The following is a 23,250-nucleotide window of genomic DNA, read 5'->3' as shown; positions in this document are numbered from 1 at the left end:
GGGAATGTCACCGGGTGGGTAGGGGCGGGAATGTCACCGGGTGGGTAGGGGCGGGAATGTCACCGGGTGGGTAGGGGCGGGAATGTCACCGGGTGGGTAGGGGCGGGAATGTCACCGGGCGGGCATGGGCGGGAATGTCACCGGGCGGGCCGCGACGGGGGCGCGTCGTCCGGGGCGAGCTGCGCACCGATCCGCCGGAAGAGCGTGTCGGCCTTGTTCGAGTACGCGCCGGCGTCGTCGAACGCCGCCGGCGCGTAGGTGACGGCGACGGCGACGGCGATCTTCTGCGACGGCAGGTATGCCTCGACCGCGGCGTACCCACCGAACAGCGGGTTCTGCATCAGCCAGTTGCCGGTGATCACCACCCCGAGTCCGTAGGTGTAGCCCTCGGACTGCGGGAAGCACGTGGGACAACCGGGAAGCGCGGTGGTGCGGCCGCGCAGGTCGGTCGACACCATCGCCCGGTACGACTCCGGTGAGAGCAGCGCGCCGGTGCCGACGGCGACCGCGGTGTCGTGCAGGTCGTGGATGTCGGTGGTCTGGACGGCCCCGTGGGTGATCGTCCAGGAGGGATTCCAGAACGTGGATTCCTCGTAGAAGGGGGTCGCGACGGGGATCCCGAGCGCCTGCCGGCGTTCCGAGCTGAACGCATGCAGCACCGGTTCCGGGATCGCCGGCGTCTGCGACGGCGTCGTGCCGTCCAGTCCGAGCGGGTCGAGCACCTTCTCCTGCAGCAGTTCCGCCACCGGCCGGCCGGTGATCCGTTCGAGGGCCATGCCGAGGATCACGTAGTTGGTGTGCGCGTAGTTCCAGTTGGTGCCGGGCTCGTAGAAGAGGGGCTGGGACGTGCCGAAGGCGAGAAGTTCCTCGGGTGTCCAGTTCCGGAACGGGTCCCGGTAGATCGCGTCCGACAGTTCGGGATTCTGCACGTAGTCGGCGTAGCCGGAGGTCATCTGGGCGAGCTGGCCGAGGGTGACCCGGTCCGAATGCGGGATGTCGGGCAGCCACGTCGAGACCGTGTCGTCGAGGCGGACCGTCCCCTCGTCGACGAGTTGCAGCAGCAGCGTGGCGACGTAGGAGATGGCCACGGCGCCGTTGCGGAAGTGCATGTCGGTCGTCGCCGGCACGCCGGTGGTGGATTCGCCGTAGGCGCGGGTGAGGATCTCCCTGCCGTCGACGGTGACGCGCACGATCGCCGCCTTCAGATGCGACTCCGCCATGGTGTCGCGCACGATCCGGTCCACGGCCTCGGCCTGCGCGGGGTCGGCCGACGAGGAGGTCGCCGACGCGGCCGCGTTGTCCGCCGATCCGGGCGGGCCGGGTGCCGCGTCGTCCGTGGCCGTGCAGGCGACCAGGAGCCCGAGGGCGCACAGCACGGGCAGTATCCGCCGGGTCAGGGGCATACCTGATCTTGGCAGATGCGCTCGACCGGTGTGCTCACTCCGGCGCGGCGACGGCGGCTCGGCGCAGGTCCCGTCCGGACCGCAGGAGGGCGGTGAGTTCGGCCCGGCTGCGCACGCCGGTCTTCGTGTAGATCGCCTTGAGGTGATCGTGGACGGTGTTCGGGGTGATGCCGCGACGGGCCGCGATCTCGGCGGTCGAGTACCCGGCCATCGCCTCGAGGCACACGTCCCGTTCCCGGGCCGTGAGGGCGTAGGCGGCGAGCAGCAACTCGGCGAGTTCGCCACCGGCCGCGGGCTCGAGCGTGACCACGGTCTGCGGTTCGTCACCCCCGAGCAGCGCGGTGGCCCGCAGCAGGATCCAGCCGCCGGTGGTGTCGCGGATCCGCGTTCGGAACACACCCGAACCGCTCGCACGCGCCCCGAACGCGGCGGCGCGCACCATGACGGCCAGCCGTCCCGGTGCGATCTCGTCGAATCGTTCCTCCCAGTCGCGGGCGGCTGCCGTGAGCGCGAGGGGCTCGCCTCCGGCCCCGGTCAGGACCACCGCCGGACCCGGGTCGCCCCGGCCCGAGGGGGCGGTGGCGCACACGGCGGCGCGGGTCGCGACCGCCACCGCCGGCGCCACCTGCGTGAGGAACTCGACCTCGGCATCGGTGAAGTCCACCCCGGATCGAACGAATCCTGCTGCTCCCCAGCACAATTCACCACTCCGGAAGATCACGCGCAGTTCGTTCTCCACTCCGAGCGGACGCCACACCTCGGCGTGGCGAAGACAGTGGGCCACCTCGTCCGAGGGCAGATCCGATCCCCGGGTCGCCGTGCGGCCGGTGCGGAACAACTCGGCGAAGGTGCCGGGATCGTGCCCGCGGTACTCGCTCTCGGCGAGCAGCGGCTCGTACTCCGGCGGAATCCGGTCGGGGCCGCTGGTCATGGAGCCGATCGTCAGGGACCGGGGATCGATCATCGCCCAGCACGTCAGGTCGCTGCGCACCGTTCGGCCCACGAGTTCGATGGCACGCTCGTGCACCTGGGTCACGTCGGCGCCGGCGGCGGCGAGCGCCACCACCTCCCGGCCCACCTTCTCCGCCCGGATCTCGAGCATGATCCCAGTATGCGCCGGTGGCGGGCTACCACCCATCCCCGTTTCCGGGGATGGGCCACCGGCCGGGCGGTTCCTAACGTGACAGGCATGACCGAGAACACCGAACTCTGCAGGATGGGCGAGGGCCGTCGTCTCACCCTGCCCGACGCCACCGTCACGGCCCTGTCCACCGGCGCACACGCCGGCGGAGCGTACGAACTCTTCCTCGTCGAGGCGCCGCGCACCGAGCCGCCACCGCTGCACGCCGAACCGTGGGCCAAGTCGTATCACGTTCTCACCGGCCGGATCCTGGTCCGCGCCGGCACGGAGGTGCACGAACTCGCGGGCGGGGACACGATCACCGTGGCGGCGGGAACGATGAACTCCTTCACCGTCCTGACCGGCACCGCGACCTTCCTGCTGATCGCGGCCGGGACGTCGATGAGCGGCTTCTTCGGCGCGCTCGAGGGCCTCGCGTCGCCGCAGTCGCCGGGCGAGTCCGCCCGCGCGCTCCGAGCGGTCGCCGACCGGTACGGGGTCGCGCTCGCAACGGAGGCGGGTGCGCCGTGATCACCCTCGCCCAGCTCGCCGCGTCCCTCGCCGCGGCAGTGCATCTGCTCGCGTTCGTGTGGGAGACGCTGCTGTTCCGGCGGCCGTCGATCCACGAGGACCTGTTCCGCATTCCCTCCGGCGACGTCGCGGCGGTGCGGATGTGGGCGTTCAACGTCGGCTTCTACAACCTGTTCCTCGGCGCCGGGGCGCTGATGGGGGTGGCCCTGTGGCGGGCGGGCGAGGACACGGTCGGACGCGCGCTCGTGCTCTACACGTGTTCGTTCATGCTGCTCGCCGGGATCGCCCTGTTCGTCTCGGACCGCCTGGCCATGAGCCGGCCCCGCGGCGCCGGGCTCGGGGGTGCCGCGGCGCAGTGCACGCCACCGGCGATCGCGCTGATCGCGCTCGCGGCGGCCTGATCCGCGTCACGTCCGTGCGGCGACGTACCGCCGCAACGCCGCGTCGCGGTCGGCCGGTGCCCGGCGCGGACAGCTCGTGCACTTGTCGCTGCCGGTCGCGCGGTAGATCAGGCAGCAGGAGCTGCGGCGCACGAAGCGCCGTCCCGATTCCGGCGATCCCGGCGCCGCCGTCCCGCTCCCGCCCGGTCCGACGTCGACGAAACGCGGTGGGAGCAGGGGCGGTACGGACAGCACGGCGGCAAGAGCGCATCCGTCCTCGGTGCGGTGGGCGGCACGCCCGGCGTCGAGGGCGCGGTTGGCGATCGAGTCGGACGCGACGGCCCACAGCGCCCGCTCCGAGGCACCCGACACCCCCGCGAGCGGTACGACGATCGCCGACAGCGCCGGCCCGAGAGCACGCGCGAAGGCATCGGCCCCGGTCAGCAGGTGTGAGGACCGTACCGCGCCGAGGTAGCCGTCCGGTCGCAGCGTGCAGCGCCACCGGGCCGGGTCCGGGTCGGGGGCGCAGCCGGTGGCCAGGAGCATCGCGACGGGTCCGGCCACGAGTGTCGAACTCGCCGAGTACCACCAGAGCGTGCCGGCGACCCGGGGGTCGGGGCAGTCCCATCTGCGTCCGGTGTCGCGGACCCGTTCGGCCAGCCACTGCGGATCGGTCGAGAGCCTGCCCGGAAGGACGACGGGCCCGAGGTCGACGGTGTGCGCGAAGTCGCCGAGCAGGGACCGGGCCGCGGCATAGGCACGCGCCACGGCACCGGAGTGGCGGTCAGGCATCGACCGGCCCCCGGACGTCGAGGGTGCGCCGGCCGTCGCCGTCCACACCGACCCGGCCGCGGACGCCGAAGACCTCCGCCAGCAGCGCGGGTTGCAGGACGTCCTCCGGAGTTCCCTCGGCGACCACCGACCCGTGGTTCAGCACCGCCATCCGGTCGCAGTACTCGGTCGCCAGCCGCAGGTCGTGCAGCGTCACCAGGACGGCGAGCCCGTCCGCGGCGAGGCCGCGCAGCAACTCCAGCACGGTCAGCTGGTGACGCAGGTCCAGGTGATTGGTCGGCTCGTCGAGCAGCAGCACCCGGGGCTGCTGGGCCAGGGCCCGGGCGATGGAGACACGCTGACGCTCTCCCCCGGACAGGGCGAGCACGTCGCGGTCGGCGAGGTGCAGCAGCCCGAGCCGGCCGAGCACGTCCTCGACCACCGCCCGGTCGTCGTCGCCGAACGGTTCGAGCCAGCCGCGGCGGGCGGTGCGCCCGAGCTGCACCGATTCGCGGACGGTCGTCCCGCCGAGCGCGACCGGTTCCTGGACGCCGACCCCGACGAGGCGGGCGAGGGAGCGGCGCGTGACGTCGGTGACGTCCCGGTCGTCGACGGTGATCGTGCCGGCCCCGACCGGCACCGCGCGGTAACAGGCGCGCAGCAGGGTCGTCTTGCCGCTGCCGTTGGGTCCGACGAGGGCGAGTACCCGGCCCACCGCCACGTCGAGGTCCACCCCGTCGAGAACGATGCGTTCGCCCAGCCGGGCACGGACCCCGGTGGCGCGCAGGCAGGTCACCACTCCCGCCCGTAGCTGCGCCACAGCATGACGAGGAAGGCCGGTGCCCCGAGCAGTCCGGTGACGACCCCCACCGGCAGTTCGGTCGAGCTGCTGACCGAGCGGGCGACGACGTCGGCCAGGACCAGCGCGAGCGCCCCGGCCACCGCCGCCACGGGTATCGACCGGACGCTGTTGCGGCCGACGAGGTGACCGGCGACGTGCGGGATCAGCAGTCCGATGAAACCGACGGTCCCCGAGACCGCCACTGCCGCGGCGGTGAGCAGCGAGACCGCGAGCAGGATCAGGATGCGGAACCGCCGCACGTCCATTCCCAGCGCGGTCGCCCCGTCGTCGCCGACGAGCAGCAGGTTCACCTGCCGGCCGCACAGCAGGACGCCGCCGCCGACGACGAGCAGGACCAGCGCGGGCACGGCCAGCACGGACCAGGTCGCATCCCCGAATCCTCCTGCCAGCCAGCGCATCACGGTGCCGAGCTGGTGGTCGTCACCGAGGACCAGCAGGGTGAAGGTGGTCGCCGCGGAGAACACCATCGACATCGCCACGCCGACGAGGACGATCGCGGTGACGGCGTGGGCGCGCACACTGACCGCGATCGCGCCGGCGAGCGGGACCAGGGCTCCCAGGAAGGCCGCGAACGGCAGGGTGAAGGCTCCGAGGGCGCCGCCGCCGACACCCAGGACCGTCACCAGCACCACCCCGAACCCGGCGCCGGAGGACACGCCCAGCAGATAGGGGTCGGCCAGCGGATTGCGGGTCACCGCCTGCGCCACCACCCCGGCGATCGCGAGCGCGGCACCGACGACGGCCGCCGTCAGCGCTCGGGGCAGGCGGGAGTCGACGACGATCGCTTCCCGCGCCGCGGTCCACCACGGCATGAAGGCTCCCGGGGCGAGGCGGTGCGCGACGATCGCCCACACGTCGCCGAAGGGGATGTTCACCGTGCCCAGCGATACGGCGCCCGCCAGCGCCAGCACGAGCGCGGCGAGCAGCGGCGGCAGGATCAGCCACAGCGAACGATGGTGCGCGCCCCCCTCGCCTGCCCGGACCGTCGTGGCCGGGGCGTGCGGCGACGACGGGCCGGTCAGGGTGCCGGCGGCGGTCACGGCGCGTCCGGGAATGCGGCCGGGTGCAGTCCGCGGGCGATCGTCTCGACCGAATCGACCATGCGCGAACTTTCGAAGAAGTCGTCGAGCGGCACGACGACGAATCGGTCGTTGCGCACGGCGGGTGTGGTGGCCACGATCGGCTGGTTCTTCAGATAGGCGATCTTGTCCTGCGCGCTGGTCGCACCGTAGTCCAGAACGACGATCGCCTCGGGTGCGCGCTCACCGACGATCTCCCAGCCGGTGGTGAAGTACGGCTTCGGGCCTTCGGCGGTGATGTTGTCGGCGCCGGCGTAGCCGGCGATGAGGTTGCCGATGCCCACGCCACCGACCGAGAGCGGTTCGGCCTCGCCGGAGTCGTAGAAGAAGGTGCGCACGGGTGCGACGGCAGCCTGCGCCAGCCGGGCACGTACCGCGTCGAGTTCCGCGGTGATCGACCGGGTCAGATCCGCGGCCTGCTCCTCGACACCGAGAAGAGCGCCGAGCTGGGCGAAGTCGTTCTCCAGCAGGGCGATATCGGAGAAGCCGGCACCGCAGTACTCGGAGAACAGGAACGTGTGGATCCCCGCCTGCTCGAGCGCGTCCCGCCCCCGACCGGTCTTGTCGTCGAATGCGCTGCGCATCCCGCCGACGACCAGGTCCGGTTCGAGGTCGCGGATCTGCTCGTATGTCGGGTACTCGGCGGCCAGCGACGGGATCGCCCGGAACTGCTCGGCCGTCTCCGGGAGCGGGTCGTCCTTCTCGCCGTAGCCCATGCCGACGATGCGGTCCCCCACGCCCATCTGGATCAGGGTTTCGGTGACGTGGTCGTTCATCGACACGATCCGCTGCGGGGGCGCGTCGTAGGTGGCGGTGCGTCCGCAATTGGTGATCGAGACCGGTTCGGCGAAGGCTGCCGCGGACGGGCCGGCGCCGATGTCGGCGCCGCGCGAACAACCGGCCGCGGTGGCGACGGCGAGGACGGCGAGAACCGCGGTGGCGGGACGGCGGAAGTCGACGGGCATGGGACCTCGTGCTCTGCTCAGGTGGCACGGGGCAGACTCCGGCACGGCAGCGGCCCCGGACAGAGGTCACCGACTACCCTGCTGGACTCCATCTCGTAGACCACGACGAAATACCGGAGTCGCGCACGTCCATGCAGGCGATCGGGCTCACCGTCGGGTGGACGGTCTACCGTTGCGGGTCAGCGCCGGACTCGGACCGGACTTTCCCTGCATGGGCGTCAGCAACGCTGCGGTCATTATGCATGTCGACGGCCGGCACGTATCGCAGGGTCGGTCCCGAATGCGCGGGTCCTCGGAACGGCGGCCGGGCGCCGTCCGCGCCGCGTGCTCGAAATTCACCCCTGCTTTCACCCCGTTCGCGACGCTCGCTCCGGCACCGCGGCAAGCTCCGATGCGTTCCACCCGATGGAGGCTGTCGGACAGGCCGCACTCTCGTGCAGCCGGAGCCGTCGCCGCCGGCCCCTCCCCGGAGGGGAACGCGCCGGAACGTCGAGTGGGGATGCGGACCGGCGGGGCCGGTCACCGCGCAGGGGGCGGTGGCCGGCGTCCGGGCGCGGGCAGGCCGACTCTACGAAACCCAGAGTTCAAAATGCGGCCATCTGCCGGAGACCCGGCGCCGCGACACTGGAGGCACAAAGTGTCAACGACGGACGGGGAGACACTGATGTCCGAGAACTTCGCCCACCGACCCGACCCCCACTTCGCTCTGCCGCCCGCGGCGGTGCGCCACCCGGTACGCCTCGACGACCCCGCCCCGGCCCGCCCGGCGCCCGGCCTGCGTCCGCGGTTGGGCACCGTGCTCGGTACGGTCGTCTCCGCGGGGGCCGTCGCCACGATGGTCACCGGCTTCGTCGCGGTCGGTGCCGCCGCCACCGTCTCCGGCGTGATCTCGGCGGTGCGGCTCGGTCCCTGACCATTCCGGCGAACTTCCTCAGTTGCCGAACTGCACGCTGTCGACGACGACGTCGGACCCGAACAGTTCGCGGGCACGGGCCAGGGCCGCGTGGCGCACCTCCGGTTCCGACAGCCTGATGGGCAGCGCCAGGGTCAGCAGCGAGGAACGACCGCCGGACCCGGGCCGGGTCCTGACCCGGCACACCCAGTCCACCGTTCCGCCCTCCCGGCGCGACGCCAGCTCGGTACGCGCGACGTCGCGGGCGGAACACGGCAGGGCAGGGTCGGTCGTGCGTTCGAGCTCGGCCACGAAATCCTCGAGACGCTCGGTGCGCCACTGACGCAGTCCGGCCACGCGCGGTTCGACGTACATCTCGACACCCTTCGACGCCGGACGACCGTCGGTTTGCGCCTGCCGGAGCACACCGCTGACGAGGCCTGCGGCGTCAGTGAGAACTGACTTCTACCGAGACCATCGCGGCGCGCGGCTCCCGCGTTTCACGAGCCCGGCAGCAGACTGCGCAGCGCCGGCAGCAACTCCTGTTCGGCCCACCGGATGAACGGTTCCTGCCGGTCACCGCCGATCTGGACGAGGGCGACCTCGGTGAACCCCGCCTCGACGAACGGCCGGATTTTGTCGACGTACTCGTCGATGTCGTCGCCGCACGGAAGTTGCGCCCCGACCTGTTCGGGCGTCACGAACTGGGTCGCGGCCGCGAACGAGGACGGCGCGGGCAGATCCGGGTTGACCTTCCAGCCGAGGCCGAACCAGCGGAACTGCTCGTGTGCCCGTCGCACAGCCGCGTCGCGGTCGGTGTCGTAGGAGACGGCGATCTGCCCGACCCGCGGTTTGCCCGCTCCCCCCGCCTCGTCGAACATCCGGGTCAGGTCCGGCTCGGGTTCGGTGGCGACCATCAGGTCGGCCTTCTCCCCGGCGAGGGAGCACGACCGCGCGCCGGAGACGGCGATCCCGATCGGCACCCGGTCCTCGGGCAGGTCGTACAGGTGCGCGGACTCGACGTCGAAGTAGTCGCCTCGGAAGTTCACGTTCCCGCCGTCGAACAGGGCCGAGATGATCTCCACGGCCTCGGCCAGCATCTCGTGCCGGGTGCCGACGGCGGGCCAGCCCTTGCCGACGACGTGCTCGTTGAGGTTCTCCCCCGCGCCCAGTCCGAGGCGGAAGCGGCCCCCGGACAGGATCTGCATCGTCGCCGCCTTCTGCGCCACCACCGCCGGGTGGTACCGCAGGATCGGGCACGTCACGTAGGTCATGAGCGGGATCCGCTCGGTGGCCTGCGCCGCGGCACCGAGGACGGACCACGCGTATCCGGAATGTCCCTGTTCCTCCAGCCACGGGTTGTAGTGGTCGCTGATCACCGAGAAATCGAAGCCGGCCTGCTCCGCCATCTGCACGTCGCGGACGAGGTGGTCGGGCCGGGACTGTTCGCAGAGCATGGTGTAGCCGAAGTCGGTCACTGTTCGTTTCCTCCCGTGGTCGGTGTCGGGCGCCGCGCCGGGGCCGGCGATCCGTCCCTGTCGAATACCCACCGGTCGTCTCGGTACACGACAGTCGGGCAGGAGCCGTGGCCGCGGCTCCACCGTCCCCCGATGAGTTCGTCCCGTCCGCGGAGTCTCAACTCTCGCATCACCGTCATCGCCGGCGCGGGTGCTTCGACTGCGGAAGGTTCGGAATATCGATGACACGCGCCCGCCGAGGCGCTCGTCCGAGCCCCGCGCCGGCTTCCTCGTCTCGCGTTGCGAGCTCGAGGATCACCTTGCCCACCGCGTGAAAGGGACCTGCTGTGAACCTGCAATCCGGGGTCGCGCCGACCTACGACGGCCTGGCCGACCTGCTCGCCTCCGTCCCCGCGGAGACCTGGGACGCGCCCTCGCTCTGCGAGAAATGGCAGGTGCGCCACGTGGTCGCGCACGCAACGATGCCGGCGCGGCTCACACCCGAACAGTTCGGAGCCGAGATGGCGGCGGCGGGCGGCGACTTCACCGTGCTGTCCGACACCGTGGCCGCCCGCGACGCGTTCCTTCCGGTCTCCGAACACCTGGCCCATCTCCGGTCGCCGCTGCTGCACGCGTGGCAGCCGCCGGGCGGCGGCGCGGCCGGCGCGCTCAGCCATGCAGTGATCCACTCCCTCGACGTCACGGTCGCGCTCGAGCGGCCGACGGTTGCCCCGGCCGAGGCCGTGGTAGCCGTCCTCGACCAGCTCACCGCCGCGAACGGCGCAGTGTTCGGGGTCGACCTGACCGAGGTCCGGCTCGAAGCCGACGACGCCGACTGGAGCTGGGGCAGCGGCGAGGTGGTGCGGACCGACAGCGGCCGCCTGGTGGCACTGCTGAGCGGCCGCACCCTGCCCGACGGCCGCACACTGCGCCGTGACTGACCGACCGGCCGACTCGAAGGCACCCGGGTCGCCGTCTCCCACAGCAGGGTGACGGAGCATCGGCCCCGGGTCGGATTTCGGGTTCGCCTCCGCCCGATCCGCGCCGCGGGCACACTCACTGCATGGACCGTTCGGCCACCCGACGAGGAACGACGCCGACCGGATGCGGATCGCCGCACCGGAGACGACCTCGACCCGGGGATCCCCGTTGACCGGAGCGTCACCCGCGCCGGAAGCCCGGCAACCCGGATTCGACGACCTCGAGATCGGTGATCTCGTCCGTCGCACCGGCGTCAAGTGGGCACGTGCCGTCCGCGCGGGCGCCCTGCCGGCCTGGGTCGCCGACATGGACTTCCCGATCGCCCCCGCGATCCGGGACGCGCTGTGCGACGCGGCCCGGTCGGGAGAGCTCGGCTACCCCGACTGGGCCGGCGGCACCCCGCTGCGCGCGGAGTTCGCCCGGCGGATGCAGTCCCGCTACGGATGGACGATCGACCCCGCCGACGTGCGGGAGCAGACCGATCTCATCCAGGCGCTGCAGCTGATCCTGCATGTGCACACCGAGCGCGGCGACGGTGTCGTCATCCAGACCCCGAACTACCCGCCCTTCCTGGCCACGATCGCGACCATGGGCCGCAGGACCGTCGAATTCCCGTTCGTCGACACCCCGGAGGGGTGGCGGCTCGACTTCGACGCGCTCCGGGCCTCGCTCGTCGCCGAACGCCCGAAAGTGCTCGTCCTGGTCGACCCGCACAACCCGACGGGACGGGTCCACACCCGTCCCGAACTCACCCGCATCGCCGAACTTGCCGCCGAGTTCGACCTGCTCGTCGTCAGCGACGAGATCCATGCGGAGCTGATCTACGCGCCCCACCGGCACATCCCGTTCGCGTCGATCGGTGCGGACGCGGCGGCGCGGACGATCACCCTCACCTCGGCCGGCAAGGCATTCAACATCGCCGGCCTGCGCTGTGCCGTCGCGCACTACGGGTCGAAGCAGTTGCTTGCCGTGCGGGACCGAGAACCGCCCGACCTGTACGGCACCGTCTCGACCCCTGCCGTGCTCGGCACCCTGGCCGCATGGCGACACGGCCAGGACTGGCAGGAGGCCCTGCTCCGCGTGCTCGACCGCAACCGCCGGCGGGTCGACACGGTCCTGCGTGAGCACCTGCCGGAAGCCCGCCACCATCGGCCGGAGGGCACCTACCTCAGCTGGGTCGATGTCTCGGCTCTGGCCGTCGACGATCCGGTCCGCCGGATCCGGGACCTCGGCCGGGTGCTGGTCGACGGCGGCCGACCCTTCGGACGTTCGGCAGAAGCGTTCGTGCGCATCAACTTCGCCACGTCGGGGGCCGTCCTCGAGCACATCCTCGACGGTGTCTCGGCGGCGCTGCGCGGCCGGCGAGCCGACTCACCGCTGACCGATCTCCTCGGCACCTGAGCAGTCCCGGTCGCGCGGCACCTCCCGCTCGAGTTCGTCGAGCCAGATGCGCGCGGACGCATCCGAGGGCGCGCGCCAGTCCCCGCGCGGTGAGAGCGAGCCACCGGCAGCCACTTTCGGACCGTTCGGCATCGCGGACCGCTTGAACTGACTGAAGGCGAAGAACCGCTGGACGAACACGCCCAGCCACCGCCGGATCTCGGGCAGGTCGTACGCGCGGCGGGCATGCTCGGGATGGCCGGCCGGCCAGTCCCCGGCACCGGTCTCGTGCCAGGCCTGCCACGCCAGGTAGGCGATCTTCGACGGCCGGAACCCGAAGCGCAGCACCTGGAACAGGAAGAAGTCGTGCAGGTCGTACGGACCGATCGCGGCCTGGGTGCTCTGCGGTGTCTCCCCCTCCCCGACCGGGACCAGCTCGGGACTGATCTCGGTACCCAGGACGGCCTCGAGAACGGTGCCGACCTCGGCGTGGAACTGCCCGGACGAGACGACCCAGCGGATCAGATGCTGGATCAACGTCTTCGGCACCCCGGCGTTGACGTTGTAGTGCGACATCTGGTCCCCGACGCCGTACGTCGACCAGCCCAGTGCGATCTCCGACAGGTCCCCCGTCCCGAGCACCAGCCCACCGCGCTGGTTCGCGGCCCGGAACAGGTAGTCGGTGCGCAGCCCGGCCTGGATGTTCTCGAACGTGATGTCGTAGACCCGCTCCCCGCGCGCGAACGGGTGACCCAGGTCCTCGAGCATCACGCGGGCGGCACGGGTGATGTCGATTTCCTCGAGCGTCACCCCGAGCGCGCGGCACAGCCGGCGGGCGTTCTCCCGGGTCCGGTCGCTCGTCGCGAACCCCGGGAGGGTGAAGGCGAGCACGTCCTCACGCGGACGGCCGAGCCGGTCCATCGCCTTGACCGCCACGATGAGCGCGTGGGTGGAATCGAGTCCGCCCGACACCCCGATGACGACCTTCGGCCCGCCCGCCGTCGGACCACTCAGCGCACGCAGGCGCTGTTCGAGCCCCGCGACCTGGATGTTGTAGGCCTCGTAACAGTCGTGCTCGAGGCGGGCCGGGTCGGCGGGCACGAAGGGGTAGCGCTCGACCCGGCGTCGCAGGCCGATGTCGGTGAGCGGGGGTGCGAGGGTGAACGTGATGCGGCGGAACGCGTCGAGACGGGCGGCGTGACGACGCCGGTTGTCGTCGAAGGTGCCCATGCGGGTGCGCTCGTTGCGCAGCAGCTCGAGGTCGACGTCGGCCACCGCGTGCTGTTCGCCGCGCGGGAACCGCTCGGTCTCGGCGAGCAGCATCCCGTTCTCGTACACCATTGCCTGCCCGTCCCAGGACAAATCGGTGGTGGACTCCCCCGCTCCCGCCGCGCAGTACACGTAGGCGGCCAGGCACCGCGACGACGCCGAACGAGCCAGCAGATGCCGGTCCTCGGCGCGGCCGACGGTGATCGGACTGCCCGACAGGTTCGCCAGCACCGTGGCGCCGGCCAGAGCGGCCTCCGCGCTGGGTGGGATCGGCACCCACATGTCCTCGCAGATCTCCACGTGCAGCACCAGACCGGGAACATCCGTGGCCTCGAACAGCAGGTCGGGACCGAACGGAACCTCGTGACCGGCGAGGCGAACCGTGCCGCGCACGTCGTCGCCCGGTGCGAGCTGCCGGCGCTCGTAGAACTCCCGATACGTCGGCAGATACGACTTGGGTGCGACCCCCAGGATCCGCCCGCGGTGCACGACCGCCACCACGTTGTAGATCCGGTGCCGGGGCCGCAACGGCAGCCCCACCAGCAGGACGGGCAGGAGGCCCGCCGAGCCGGCGACGACCTCCGCCAGTGCCCGCTCGGCCGCCTCCAGCACCGTGTCCTGCATCGACAGGTCCTCGATCGAGTACCCGGTCAGCGTCAGCTCGGGAAACACCGCGAGCCCGACCCCGTCGTCGTGGCAGACCCGTGCGGCCCGCAGCACCGTCGCCGCGTTGGCCGCCGGGTCGACGATCGCCGTCGGCGTCGCGCAGGCCGCGACCCGCAGGAAGCCGTGGCGGTAGCTGGACCGGAACTCGGCTCTCGCCTCGGTGTCGGGGACGTCCCGAGGGCCGGCTTCCTCGTTCATCGCACAGCCTCCTTGCTCGCGCCCGCGGCGCCCGGATCGCGTGATCGAATCCTAGGGATCCGGCCGCTCGGCGCCACCCGGGGCCGTGGAGCGGTCCGGATCCGGACTTTCGCGGCATCATCTCGGCGTTCCGGGGAACACTTGCAGTACGGAAGAATCGGGATACGTCCGCGCGGCCCAGGGGGTGGTGATGGCCTACCGGCACGAGGAGTTCGTCGCTGCGCTGTCGAAGTTCGCGCAGCGCCTGCTGACCCCGTACGAGGTCGACGCCGCTCTCGACGCAGTCGTGGGCAAGGTGACCTCCGTGCTCGAACTGACAGGAGCGGGAGTGACTCTGCACGTCGACGGCCGGCTCCGGTTCGTCACCGCCGCCGGCGAACAGGTCGACGCGATGGAGCGGTGCCAGGAACGATTCGACGCCGGACCGTGCGCGCACGCCTTCACCCACGGCGAGACCATCGCCGTCGCCGATGTCCGCGGCCGCGACGACCTGTGGCCGGAATTCGCCGCCGAGGCGCGGCGGCTCGGGATCGCCGCCGTCGCCGGTGTCCCGATGCAACTCGGCGAGGTCAAGGTCGGCGCCCTGGACCTCTACTGCCGCGAACCCCGGGAATGGGCCGACGACGAGCTCGCCGCCGCGCAGGTGTTCGCCGACATGGCCACCGGCTACATCGTCAACTCCGACAAGATGCGCCAGCAGGAACAACTCTCGGCGCAGCTGCAGACCGCGCTCGACACCCGCATCGTCGTCGAGCAGGCCAAGGGCATCACCGCGCAGGCCCGCGGCGTCACCCCGGCTGCGGCATTCGAGCTGATCCGCTCCTACGCGCGCCGCCGTCAGGCGCCGGTGCGCGCCGTCGCCCAGGCGATCGTCGAGGTCGGTCTGCGCGTCTGAGCGCGTCAGAGCTCCGCATCGATCTCCCGCACGAGGGCGACCAGATTCCGGTGGTGCGAGCCCGCCCAGTAGATCCGGCCGCAGTCCGTGCAGCGGGAGAATTCGTCGTAGAAGCGGCGGGTGAGCGGCTCGAGCTGATCGAGCACCTCCTCCTTGGACACGGCGACGAGCCTGCCGTTGCAGCGCAGGCATCGGGTGAACGGAGCGAACCGTGCCCCGAGATCGAGCCGGCGCACGACCTCGACGATCTGTTCGAGCGGACGGTCGGCGTGCACGAACAGCCCGTGGGTGATCTCCCGGCGCTCGAGCAGTCCCCGGTCGCGGGTCAGCAGGATCCGCTGATGGGCACTCCCGATCCGCGCCAGTTCCGCGTCGTCCATGTCCGACGTCCAGATCACGTCGAACCCGAGCAGCCGGAGCAGGCGTGCGAGCCGGCCCAGGTTCACGTCGACCACGAACCGGGGCTCCCGCAGCGGAACCGGGCGCAGCCGGGTGATCGGTTCGATGTCGAGCGCCTCGAACAACGGATAGACCGCGATGCGGGCACCCGGCCGCGGGCGGTACGCGAAGTCCACCGGCTCCCCGTCGACCACGATCAGATCGATCTCCGTGTGCGGGATGCCCATCGCCTCGACGACGTCCTTGACCGTCTGGTGGCTCCGGAACGGCCGTCGCACCGCGACGCCCCGCGACTCGGGCGCGACGAAGTCGTTCAACTCGGCGTACGCCCGGACCTCGACATGGCCGGTCATCGAACGATGGTCGCGCGGAGCGGGCATCGGCACAACCTCCCGGAGGCGCGCGGTCAACGCGGAACGTGGCCCCGCGTCGCAGGCATGCGCCGGACGACGTGGATCGAAGTCGAGCAGGGCTGAATACACTGACCGGAGATCGGTTCACTGCGCTGCCGGACAGAGAACCGGAGAGGGGTTCGGATCGCCCATCCTTCGGCGGGGCGATCCTGGCACTGCGGGCCGCCCGGGCTCGCGACCGGCTCGCGGCGTGGCAGCACGCCACCCGGCTCCGCCTGCCTGACGATCACCACCGCAGGAGTACCCGATGACCTCTCGCACCGGACCGCACCGGATCGCCCCCGGCGTCCACCTCCTCCGGGCCGGGCGGACTGCCGCCGCCCCCAACGTCTACCTGCTCGGGTCGGCAGCGAGGTGGGTGCTGGTGGACGCGGCCTGGTCCGGCAGCGCCGAGATCGTCACCGCGGCAGCAGAGTCGTTGTTCGGCCGGGGCACGAAACCGGCGGCGATCGTGCTGACCCACATCCATCCGGACCACTGCGGGGCGGCCGGAGCGCTGGCCCGGACCTGGCGGGTGCCGGTGTACGTGCACCCCGCCGAGCTGCCGATGGCGGCGGGCCGCTACCTGCCGGAGTTCACGATGCCGCTGGACCGGTGGGTGGTGGCCCCACTGATGCGACTGCTGCCCCGGCGAACTCGGGCACGGATCGAGCACGCAGGCGACATCACCGACGTCGTGCGCCCGCTGGAGCCGGGCGGCGCGGTGCCGGGGCTGCCGGACTGGCAATGGGTGCACACCCCCGGGCACACCCCTGGGCACGTGGCCTACCTGCGGCGCAGCGACGGCGTGCTGATCACCGGGGACGCCACCGTGACCGTGGACCTGAACTCGGTCACCGGGGTGCTGACGGGCCGGCAGCGGCTGGCCGGGCCACCCCGGTACACCACCTGGAGCCGGCCGGCGGCAGTGCGGTCCGTCGCTGCCCTGGCGGCGCTGCAGCCGCAGATGCTCGCCCCCGGGCACGGGCTGCCGCTGACGACCGGGACGGCCGGGGCGCTGCACCACCTGGCCCGGCAACTCGACCGCCCCCGGACCGGTCGGTTGCGCAGGCTCCGGAGCGCCGTGGCCGCGCCCCGTTACGGCGGAGCGGGCCGGTATCGGCCCCCACCGCCGGTGTACGCGCGGCTGCAGTGGCTCGGCCACGCACTGACCCGGCTGCGGCTCAGCCCGCGGAATGTCGTGACGCTGGAGGTCCCCGGCCGTCGCTCCGGTGTCGTGCGCCGGACCAATCTGCTGCTGCTGGACCACGACGGCGAGCAGTACCTGCTGTCGCTGGCCGGCCAGTCCCAGTGGGCCCGCAACGTGCGGGCTGCCGCCGGGCGCGCACTGCTGGTCCGCGGTCGCCGACGTCGGGCGGTCACCCTGGTCGAGGTACCGGTCCCCGGCCGCGCCGACATCCTCCGCGCCTACCTGCTGCGGGGCGGACGGGAACCCGGCCACCGGAAGATCGCTCGGGAGGCGGACATGTACTTCGGCCTGGCCGGTGCACCCACCCGGGCGGAACTCGCGGCCGTGGCCTCGCGCTACCCGGTGTTCCGCGTCACCGACACCGCCTCGCAGCAGTCGTGATATCGGTCACGTCTCGACGCGCGTGCCCCTGCGCCTGGACGGCGGTTCGGTCGCCCAACTGGGGTTTCGCCGCGCCGATCGGATCGATAGATGCAGACTATCAATCGAATGCAGTCGATCGATTGGCCCTGCCTATCGAAACTCGTTAGTGTTTGAAAGGTCAGAATCCCTATCGACCGAACAGAGGTTCAACGTGGCCCTGATCAACAAGCAGATCAAGCCCTTCTCCGCGACCGCCTACCAGGAGGGTGGTTTCATCTCCGTCTCCGACGAGGACATCAAGGGCAAGTGGGCGATCTTCTTCTTCTACCCGGCCGACTTCACCTTCGTCTGCCCGACGGAGCTCGGTGACCTTGCCGACCACTACGAGGAGCTGCAGAAGCTCGGCGTCGAGGTCTTCTCGGTCTCCACCGACACCCACTTCACGCACAAGGCGTGGCACGACTCCTCCGAGACCATCGGCAAGATCAAGTACGCCATGATCGGCGACCCGACCCTGCAGATCAGCACCGACTTCGAGGTGCTACGCGAGAACGAGGGCCTGGCCGACCGCGGCACCTTCCTCGTCGACCCCGACGGCATCGTCCAGTTCATGGAGGTCACCGCCGAGGGCATCGGCCGCAACGCCGCCGAGCTCGTCCGCAAGGTCAAGGCCGCTCAGTACGTCCGGTCGCACCCGGGCGAGGTCTGCCCGGCCAAGTGGGAAGAGGGCGCCGAGACCCTCGCCCCGTCGCTGGACCTCGTCGGCAAGATCTGACACCTCCGGATCCGACCTTCCTGCGGCGCGGGGCCCGGCCCACATCGGGCCCCGCGCTCCCGGAGCGCCGAGCCACCCGGCGCCGTGCCGAATTCCGATCACCGTTCCCCACCCGTCGATGGAGTAGATACCCATGCTCGAAGCCTCGCTCGCCGGCCAACTGAAGTCCCTCCTCGAGCGGCTGACCCTGCCGATCGAGCTCGTGTCCTCCCTCGACGACGGACCCAAGTCCGCCGAACTCGCCGCCCTTCTCGACGAGATCGCGGCGATGTCGGACAAGATCACCCACGAGCGCCGCGACGACGACGCACGACGCCCCTCGTTCGCCATCCACCGGGTCGGCACCGATATCGAGGTCCGCTTCGCCGGCATCCCGCTCGGTCACGAGTTCACCTCCCTCGCACTCGCTCTCCTCCAGGTCGGCGGTTACCCGTCGAAGGAGCCGGAGGAACTGCAGCAGCAGGTCCGCGACCTGGACGGCGAACTGCACTTCGAGACCTACTTCTCGCTCTCCTGCCAGAACTGCCCGGACGTCGTGCAGGCCCTGAACCTGATGTGCGTGCTCAATCCGCGCATCACGCACGTCGCCATCGACGGCGCCCTGTTCCAGGACGAGGTCGACGGACGCCAGGTGATGGCCGTACCGACGGTGTATCTCAACGGGGAACTGTTCGACTCGGGCCGCATGAGCCTCGAGCAGATCGTCGGCAAGCTCGACACCGGCGCCGCAGACCGCGCGGCCGCCGCGATCGCCGAGAAGGACCCGTTCGACGTACTCGTCGTCGGCGGCGGACCGGCCGGCGCCGCAGCCTCGATCTACGCCGCCCGCAAGGGAATTCGCACCGGACTCGCTGCCGAGCGCTTCGGCGGCCAGGTGCTCGACACGATGGCGATCGAGAACTTCGTCTCCGTGCCCTACACCGAAGGTCCCCAGCTCGGCGCCGCGCTCGAGAATCACGTCCGTCAGTACGACGTCGACGTCATGAACCTGCAGCGGGCCGCGAAGCTCGTGCCGGCGACCGTCGAGGGTGGCCTCGTCGAGGTCGAACTGGACAGCGGCGCCTCCCTCCTCGCCCGTACCGTGATCCTGTCCACCGGCGCGCGGTGGCGCTCGATGAACGTGCCCGGCGAGACCGAGTACCGCAACAAGGGTGTGACCTACTGCCCGCACTGCGACGGACCGCTGTTCAAGGGCAAGCGCGTCGCCGTGATCGGCGGCGGCAACTCCGGTGTGGAGGCCGCCATCGACCTCGCCGGCGTCGTCGCGCACGTCACGCTCATCGAATTCGACTCGGTGCTGCGCGCCGACGAGGTGCTGCAGCGCAAGCTGCGCAGCCTGCCGAACGTGGACATCGTCGTCAGCGCACTGACCACCGAGGTCCTCGGCGACGGCACCAAGGTCACCGGACTGACCTATCAGGACCGCGCCACCGAGACGTCGCACACGCTCGAGCTCGAGGGCGTCTTCGTCCAGATCGGTCTGCTGCCCAACACCGAGTGGCTCGCCGGGACGGTCGAGCTGTCGCCGCGCGGCGAGGTCGTGATCGACGACCGCGGCCAGACCTCGGTGCCGGGTGTGTTCGCGGCCGGTGACTGCACCACGGTGCCGTACAAGCAGATCGTCATCGCCGCCGGTGCCGGCGCGACCGCGGCGCTCGGCGCGTTCGACCACCTCATCCGCACCAGCGCCCCGGCCGAGGACTCGGTCGCCGCGACCGTCCGGTAGTTCGTCCGTCGTGAACCTGCGTGATCTCGAGTACCTGGCCGCGGTGGCGCACCATCGCCACTTCGGCCGGGCGGCGGAGGCCTGCTTCGTCAGTCAGCCGACGCTGTCGACCCAGATCCGCAAGCTCGAACAGGAACTCGGCGTCGAACTCGTCGAGCGGAGCCCGCGTCAGATCACCCTGACCGGCGCGGGCACGCAGATCGTGGAGCGGGCCCGGATCATTCTGAGCGAGACCGCGAACATCCGCGAGATCGCCCGGCAGTTCTCCGACCCGGAGTCGGGCACGCTCCGCATCGGCCTGTTCCCGACCCTCGCCCCGTACCTGCTCCCGCACGTCGTGCCGTCGGTACGGGCGAGGTTTCCCGATCTCGAACTGCTGTTGATCGAGGAGAAGACCGAGGACCTGCTCGAACGGCTCCGCCGCGGCGACCTCGACGTCTGCGTGCTCGCACTGCCGATCGACGACGACCACCTGCACCAGGAGTACCTGTTCTCCGAGGACTTCGTGCTCGCCGTCCCGGCCTCCCATCCGCTGGCCGGCACACCCGAACCTGCCCCCGTGTCGGTGATCGCGGACGAGAGCCTGCTGCTGCTCGAGGACGGTCACTGCCTGCGGGACCAGGCCCTCGAGGTGTGCCGGCTGACCGGAGCCGCCGAACGCAACGGCTTCCGGGCGACGAGCCTCGAGACCCTGCGGCAGATGGTGATCGCCGGGGTGGGGGTGACCCTGCTGCCGCGCCTGGCCGTCACCACCCCGGTCGCCCAGCCCCCGGAGATCCGGCTGCTGCGGTTCGCCGAGCCCGTCCCGCGTCGCCACATCGGCATGTTCTGGCGCAAGACCAGCGGCTTCCGCGACTTCCTGCCGCAGCTTGCCGAGATGTTCCGCCGGCTCCCCGAGGGTCTGGTCGACCCGACACCACCCTCCTGAGCGGGAGTCCGCGGCACCGGCCGTGCCGGGCCGCGGGCACGTGCTGCAGGATGGGCGGGTGCCCGAACCCATCCGCCTCGTCGCCGACGTCGACACCGGCATCGACGATGCTCTCGCCCTGCTCTACCTGCTGGCGAGTCCGGAAGCGGAGATCGCCGCGGTGCTCTCCACCGCCGGGAACGTGCCCGTCCCGCAGGTGACCGCGAACAACCTGGCGTGGCTGCAGGTGTGCGGCAGACCGGACATCGAGGTCGCCGTCGGATCGGCGGCCCCACTCGTCGCGCCGCTGATGACCACCGAGGACACGCACGGTCCGCGCGGCGTCGGTTACGCCGACCTGCCCGCCCCCGGTCACGGCCCGTCGGGCCGCAGCGCCGCCGAGGCGTGGGTGGAGCTGACCCGCGCCCACCCCGGCGAACTCGTCGGCCTCGTCACCGGTCCGCTCACCAACCTGGCGCTGGCCGTCCGGCTCGATCCGCAACTCCCCCACCGGCTGCGCCGCCTGGTCGTGATGGGCGGGGCGTTCAACTACCCGGGCAACACCACACCCACCTCGGAATGGAACATCGCGGTGGATCCGGAGGCCGCGAAGGCGGTGTTCGACGCATTCTCCGCCGTGGCGCCCGACCGCCGGCCGATCGTGTGCTCCCTCGACACCACCGAGTCGATCGCGATGCGGCCCGATCACCTGCGACGTCTGGCCGAGGCCGCGGGAAGCGTCCCGGCCGAGCTCCTCTCGCCGGACGATCCGCGCGGTCTGCGCTCGCGGGCGTCCAACCCGATCGTGCGGCACCTGTCCGATGCGCTGCGCTTCTACATGGAGTTCCACCGCGACCAGGGTCAGGGCTTCCTGGCCCACGTCCACGATCCGTTCGCGGCGGCGGTCGCCCTCGGAACGGTGCCCTTCACCACCCGCCCGGCGACCGTCGACGTCGAACTCGACGGCCGGCTCACCCGCGGCACCACCGTCGCCGACTGGTCCGGCATGTGGGGCCGGCCGCCGAACGCCGAGATCGTCGTCGCCACGGACCCGCAGGTCTTCTTCGATCACCTCGTCGAACGGGTCGGCGCCCACGTCGCGGCCCGGTTCCGTCCGGCCTGACCCGCACTCGCGCGTGCGTGTGGCCGAATGTCACACCGGTTCGATCTGATCGACCCGGTGTGACATTCGGCCACAGTGGATTCCGCGAGCGGTACCGCGTCAGGCGCGCGCCAGGACCTTCGCCTCCTCGACCACGACGGCAGGTTTCGCGTCGGCCGGGCCGTGGCCGTCGTCGACCATCGTCTCCTCGTCGAACGGGATACGGCCGGCGAGGACGTCGCGGACGCGACCGCGGTCGACGGTTCCGGTCCACGTTCCCACCAGCAGGGTGGCGACGGCGTTGCCGGAGAAGTTGGTGACCGCGCGCGCCTCGGACATGAACCGGTCGATGCCGACGATGAGGCCGACGCCGTCGAGCAGCTCCGGACGGTGGCTCTGCAGGCCGCCGGCGAGCGTGGCCAGGCCCGCCCCGCTCACCCCGGCCGCGCCCTTCGACGCGACGATCATGAACACCAGCAGGGAGAGCTGCTCGGCCAGCGACAGCGGCGAACCGAGCGCGTCGGCGATGAACAGCGAGGCCATCGTCAGGTAGATGGCGGTGCCGTCCAGGTTGAACGAGTAGCCGGTGGGCACGACGACACCGACGGTCGTGCGCTCGACCCCGACATGCTCCATCTTCGCGATGAGCCGCGGCAGCGCGGACTCGGACGAGGACGTCGCGAAGATCAGCAGGTACTCGCGGGCCAGGTACTTGACCAGCTTGAAGATCGACACCCCGGCCACCATCCGCAGCAGGGAGCCGAGCACACCGAACACGAACAGCACGCACGTGAGGTAGAACCCGATCATCAGGGTGCCGAGCTGGACGACCGCGCCGAGACCGGTCTGCCCGACCACGTTGGCGATGGCGCCGAAGGCACCGATCGGAGCGAGCCACAGGATCATCGACAGGATCTTGAACACGAGCTTCTGCACGTAGCCGATGCCGCGCAGGACCGGCTCGCCGGACTTGCCGAGTGCCTGCAGCGCGAAGCCGACCAGCAGCGCGACGAACAGGGTCTGCAGCACACTACCCTCGGTCAGCGCCGACAGCAGCGACGTGGGGATGATCGACGCGACGAAGTCCATGGTCCCGCCCGCGGCATGGGCTTTGTCGGCCAGCGCGGCGCCGGCGCCGGCGGCCTCCGGGGACAGGTTGAGGCCGCTGCCCGGATCGAGCAGGTTGCCCACCCCCAGGCCGATGCCCAGCGCGACGGTGGACATGCCGAGGAAGTACACCATCGCCAGGCCGCCGACCTTGCCGACGCTGGCAGCGGCCCGCACCGAGCCGATGCCGAGGACGATCGTGCAGAAGATGACCGGGCTGATCATCATCTTGATGAGGTCGACGAACATCGTGCCGAGGACGCCGAACGACTTGCCGACGTCCGGTGCGAGCCAGCCGACGAGGACGCCGGCCACCACTGCCACGATGACACCGACGTAGAGCCAGTGCGTGCGGTCTCTGCGCTGGGCCGGTGGCGTGGCGCCGGGTGCCCGGGAGTCTGGTGACGTGCTCATGGCGGA

General features: G+C 71.2%; 22 protein-coding genes. 11 read left to right on the top strand and 11 right to left on the bottom strand.

Going from position 1 to position 23,250, the window contains the following annotated elements; all coding sequences use genetic code 11:
- Positions 1–137 precede the first annotated feature (137 nt).
- On the bottom strand, positions 138–1,403 hold the full coding sequence (locus tag LZP97_RS25205) for a serine hydrolase domain-containing protein (protein ID WP_048772592.1): 1,266 nt from the start codon (positions 1,401–1,403) through the stop codon (positions 138–140).
- 34 nt (positions 1,404–1,437) lie between these two features.
- Positions 1,438–2,505: a helix-turn-helix transcriptional regulator gene (locus LZP97_RS25200; protein WP_017680625.1), complete on the bottom strand. Its 1,068-nt coding sequence runs from the start codon at positions 2,503–2,505 to the stop codon at positions 1,438–1,440.
- 87 nt (positions 2,506–2,592) lie between these two features.
- Between LZP97_RS25200 and LZP97_RS25195 the strand changes: the two genes are divergently transcribed.
- Together LZP97_RS25195 and LZP97_RS25190 are read left to right on the top strand one after the other, a co-directional pair.
- Positions 2,593–3,054 carry a hypothetical protein gene (locus tag LZP97_RS25195; RefSeq protein ID WP_017680624.1) on the top strand — a complete coding sequence of 154 codons (462 nt, stop codon included), beginning with the start codon at positions 2,593–2,595 and terminating at the stop codon, positions 3,052–3,054.
- On the top strand, positions 3,051–3,455 hold the full coding sequence (locus LZP97_RS25190; RefSeq protein WP_017680623.1) for a DUF1304 domain-containing protein: 405 nt from the start codon (positions 3,051–3,053) through the stop codon (positions 3,453–3,455). Before LZP97_RS25195 ends, LZP97_RS25190 begins: the two co-directional genes overlap by 4 nt.
- Before the next feature lie 6 nt (positions 3,456–3,461).
- Here the strand turns inward: LZP97_RS25190 and LZP97_RS25185 are convergent, their stop codons facing one another.
- Genes LZP97_RS25185 through LZP97_RS25170 form a run of 4 tightly spaced genes read right to left on the bottom strand, consistent with a single transcriptional unit; the run spans position 3,462 to position 7,111 of the window.
- The gene (locus LZP97_RS25185) at positions 3,462–4,226 is read right to left on the bottom strand and encodes a (2Fe-2S)-binding protein (protein WP_234420164.1); all 765 of its coding nucleotides are present in this window, start codon (positions 4,224–4,226) and stop codon (positions 3,462–3,464) included.
- Positions 4,219–5,001 (bottom strand): ABC transporter ATP-binding protein, encoded by a 783-nt coding sequence (locus LZP97_RS25180; RefSeq protein ID WP_053085919.1) that lies wholly within the window; start codon positions 4,999–5,001, stop codon positions 4,219–4,221. The genes LZP97_RS25185 and LZP97_RS25180 overlap by 8 nt, the downstream gene beginning before the upstream one ends.
- A complete protein-coding gene (locus LZP97_RS25175; protein ID WP_048772599.1) occupies positions 4,998–6,107 on the bottom strand; it encodes a FecCD family ABC transporter permease in 1,110 nt (369 codons plus the stop codon). The genes LZP97_RS25180 and LZP97_RS25175 overlap by 4 nt, the downstream gene beginning before the upstream one ends.
- Positions 6,104–7,111 (bottom strand): ABC transporter substrate-binding protein, encoded by a 1,008-nt coding sequence (locus tag LZP97_RS25170; RefSeq protein WP_017680619.1) that lies wholly within the window; start codon positions 7,109–7,111, stop codon positions 6,104–6,106. The genes LZP97_RS25175 and LZP97_RS25170 overlap by 4 nt, the downstream gene beginning before the upstream one ends.
- Positions 7,112–7,775: 664 nt before the next feature.
- On the opposite strand from LZP97_RS25170, the gene LZP97_RS25165 reads away from it, so the two are divergent.
- Positions 7,776–8,024, top strand: coding sequence for a hypothetical protein (locus LZP97_RS25165; RefSeq protein WP_017680618.1), 249 nt, complete (start codon positions 7,776–7,778; stop codon positions 8,022–8,024).
- Positions 8,025–8,042: 18 nt separating this feature from the next.
- On the opposite strand, the gene LZP97_RS25160 is transcribed toward LZP97_RS25165, so the two are convergent.
- Together LZP97_RS25160 and LZP97_RS25155 are read right to left on the bottom strand one after the other, a co-directional pair.
- Entirely contained in the window at positions 8,043–8,378 is a 336-nt protein-coding gene (locus LZP97_RS25160) for a hypothetical protein (RefSeq protein ID WP_225222236.1), read from the bottom strand.
- Between the two features lie 125 nt (positions 8,379–8,503).
- Complete coding sequence (locus LZP97_RS25155) at positions 8,504–9,481, bottom strand: LLM class F420-dependent oxidoreductase (protein ID WP_017680617.1); 978 nt, start codon at positions 9,479–9,481, stop codon at positions 8,504–8,506.
- 326 nt (positions 9,482–9,807) lie between these two features.
- Between LZP97_RS25155 and LZP97_RS25150 the strand changes: the two genes are divergently transcribed.
- Entirely contained in the window at positions 9,808–10,401 is a 594-nt protein-coding gene (locus LZP97_RS25150) for a maleylpyruvate isomerase family mycothiol-dependent enzyme (RefSeq protein ID WP_010593803.1), read from the top strand.
- 163 nt (positions 10,402–10,564) lie between these two features.
- Positions 10,565–11,842 (top strand): MalY/PatB family protein, encoded by a 1,278-nt coding sequence (locus LZP97_RS25145; RefSeq protein WP_017680616.1) that lies wholly within the window; start codon positions 10,565–10,567, stop codon positions 11,840–11,842.
- On the opposite strand, the gene LZP97_RS25140 is transcribed toward LZP97_RS25145, so the two are convergent.
- A complete protein-coding gene (locus tag LZP97_RS25140; RefSeq protein ID WP_010593801.1) occupies positions 11,813–13,954 on the bottom strand; it encodes an NAD(+) synthase in 2,142 nt (713 codons plus the stop codon). The genes LZP97_RS25145 and LZP97_RS25140 overlap by 30 nt on opposite strands.
- 190 nt (positions 13,955–14,144) lie before the next feature.
- On the opposite strand from LZP97_RS25140, the gene LZP97_RS25135 reads away from it, so the two are divergent.
- Positions 14,145–14,849, top strand: a complete 705-nt coding sequence (locus LZP97_RS25135; protein ID WP_225222235.1) for a GAF and ANTAR domain-containing protein — start codon at positions 14,145–14,147, stop codon at positions 14,847–14,849.
- Positions 14,850–14,854: 5 nt separating this feature from the next.
- Here LZP97_RS25135 and LZP97_RS25130 read toward each other — a convergent pair whose 3' ends face one another.
- Positions 14,855–15,601, bottom strand: coding sequence for a Mut7-C RNAse domain-containing protein (locus LZP97_RS25130; RefSeq protein ID WP_026137725.1), 747 nt, complete (start codon positions 15,599–15,601; stop codon positions 14,855–14,857).
- A gap of 307 nt (positions 15,602–15,908) precedes the next feature.
- Between LZP97_RS25130 and LZP97_RS25125 the strand changes: the two genes are divergently transcribed.
- The 5 genes from LZP97_RS25125 to LZP97_RS25105 all read left to right on the top strand — a co-directional run bounded on the left by LZP97_RS25125 (position 15,909) and on the right by LZP97_RS25105 (position 21,744).
- Positions 15,909–17,231, top strand: coding sequence for a nitroreductase/quinone reductase family protein (locus LZP97_RS25125; RefSeq protein ID WP_017680613.1), 1,323 nt, complete (start codon positions 15,909–15,911; stop codon positions 17,229–17,231).
- A 193-nt stretch (positions 17,232–17,424) separates the two neighbouring features.
- A complete protein-coding gene (gene ahpC, locus LZP97_RS25120) occupies positions 17,425–17,988 on the top strand; it encodes an alkyl hydroperoxide reductase subunit C (RefSeq protein ID WP_003936729.1) in 564 nt (187 codons plus the stop codon).
- Positions 17,989–18,121: 133 nt separating this feature from the next.
- A complete protein-coding gene (gene ahpF, locus LZP97_RS25115; protein ID WP_048772604.1) occupies positions 18,122–19,714 on the top strand; it encodes an alkyl hydroperoxide reductase subunit F in 1,593 nt (530 codons plus the stop codon).
- Positions 19,715–19,724: 10 nt separating this feature from the next.
- Positions 19,725–20,642, top strand: coding sequence for a LysR substrate-binding domain-containing protein (locus LZP97_RS25110; protein ID WP_017680611.1), 918 nt, complete (start codon positions 19,725–19,727; stop codon positions 20,640–20,642).
- A 58-nt stretch (positions 20,643–20,700) separates the two neighbouring features.
- A complete protein-coding gene (locus tag LZP97_RS25105) occupies positions 20,701–21,744 on the top strand; it encodes a nucleoside hydrolase (RefSeq protein ID WP_048772607.1) in 1,044 nt (347 codons plus the stop codon).
- A 99-nt stretch (positions 21,745–21,843) separates the two neighbouring features.
- Here LZP97_RS25105 and LZP97_RS25100 read toward each other — a convergent pair whose 3' ends face one another.
- Positions 21,844–23,244: a cation:dicarboxylate symporter family transporter gene (locus LZP97_RS25100; protein WP_026137724.1), complete on the bottom strand. Its 1,401-nt coding sequence runs from the start codon at positions 23,242–23,244 to the stop codon at positions 21,844–21,846.
- Positions 23,245–23,250 lie beyond the last annotated feature (6 nt).

The sequence above is a fragment of the Rhodococcus sp. DMF-1 genome (assembly GCF_021441945.1).
Lineage (GTDB): Bacteria > Actinomycetota > Actinomycetes > Mycobacteriales > Mycobacteriaceae > Rhodococcus > Rhodococcus ruber.
The sequence above is the reverse complement of the archived record's forward strand: the minus strand, read 5'-3'. Positions and strand labels throughout refer to the sequence as shown.

Coding starts and splice junctions, on each gene's coding strand:
- LZP97_RS25125 (WP_017680613.1), top strand. CDS start 15,909: ATGACCTCTCGCACCGGACCGCACCGGATCGCCCCCGGCGTCCACCTC.
- LZP97_RS25145 (WP_017680616.1), top strand. CDS start 10,565: ATGCGGATCGCCGCACCGGAGACGACCTCGACCCGGGGATCCCCGTTG.
- ahpF (WP_048772604.1), top strand. CDS start 18,122: ATGCTCGAAGCCTCGCTCGCCGGCCAACTGAAGTCCCTCCTCGAGCGG.
- LZP97_RS25170 (WP_017680619.1), bottom strand. CDS start 7,111: ATGCCCGTCGACTTCCGCCGTCCCGCCACCGCGGTTCTCGCCGTCCTC.
- LZP97_RS25100 (WP_026137724.1), bottom strand. CDS start 23,244: ATGAGCACGTCACCAGACTCCCGGGCACCCGGCGCCACGCCACCGGCC.
- LZP97_RS25195 (WP_017680624.1), top strand. CDS start 2,593: ATGACCGAGAACACCGAACTCTGCAGGATGGGCGAGGGCCGTCGTCTC.
- LZP97_RS25140 (WP_010593801.1), bottom strand. CDS start 13,954: ATGAACGAGGAAGCCGGCCCTCGGGACGTCCCCGACACCGAGGCGAGA.
- LZP97_RS25160 (WP_225222236.1), bottom strand. CDS start 8,378: ATGTACGTCGAACCGCGCGTGGCCGGACTGCGTCAGTGGCGCACCGAG.
- LZP97_RS25130 (WP_026137725.1), bottom strand. CDS start 15,601: ATGACCGGCCATGTCGAGGTCCGGGCGTACGCCGAGTTGAACGACTTC.
- LZP97_RS25185 (WP_234420164.1), bottom strand. CDS start 4,226: ATGCCTGACCGCCACTCCGGTGCCGTGGCGCGTGCCTATGCCGCGGCC.
- LZP97_RS25200 (WP_017680625.1), bottom strand. CDS start 2,505: ATGCTCGAGATCCGGGCGGAGAAGGTGGGCCGGGAGGTGGTGGCGCTC.
- LZP97_RS25205 (WP_048772592.1), bottom strand. CDS start 1,403: ATGCCCCTGACCCGGCGGATACTGCCCGTGCTGTGCGCCCTCGGGCTC.
- LZP97_RS25135 (WP_225222235.1), top strand. CDS start 14,145: ATGGCCTACCGGCACGAGGAGTTCGTCGCTGCGCTGTCGAAGTTCGCG.
- LZP97_RS25165 (WP_017680618.1), top strand. CDS start 7,776: ATGTCCGAGAACTTCGCCCACCGACCCGACCCCCACTTCGCTCTGCCG.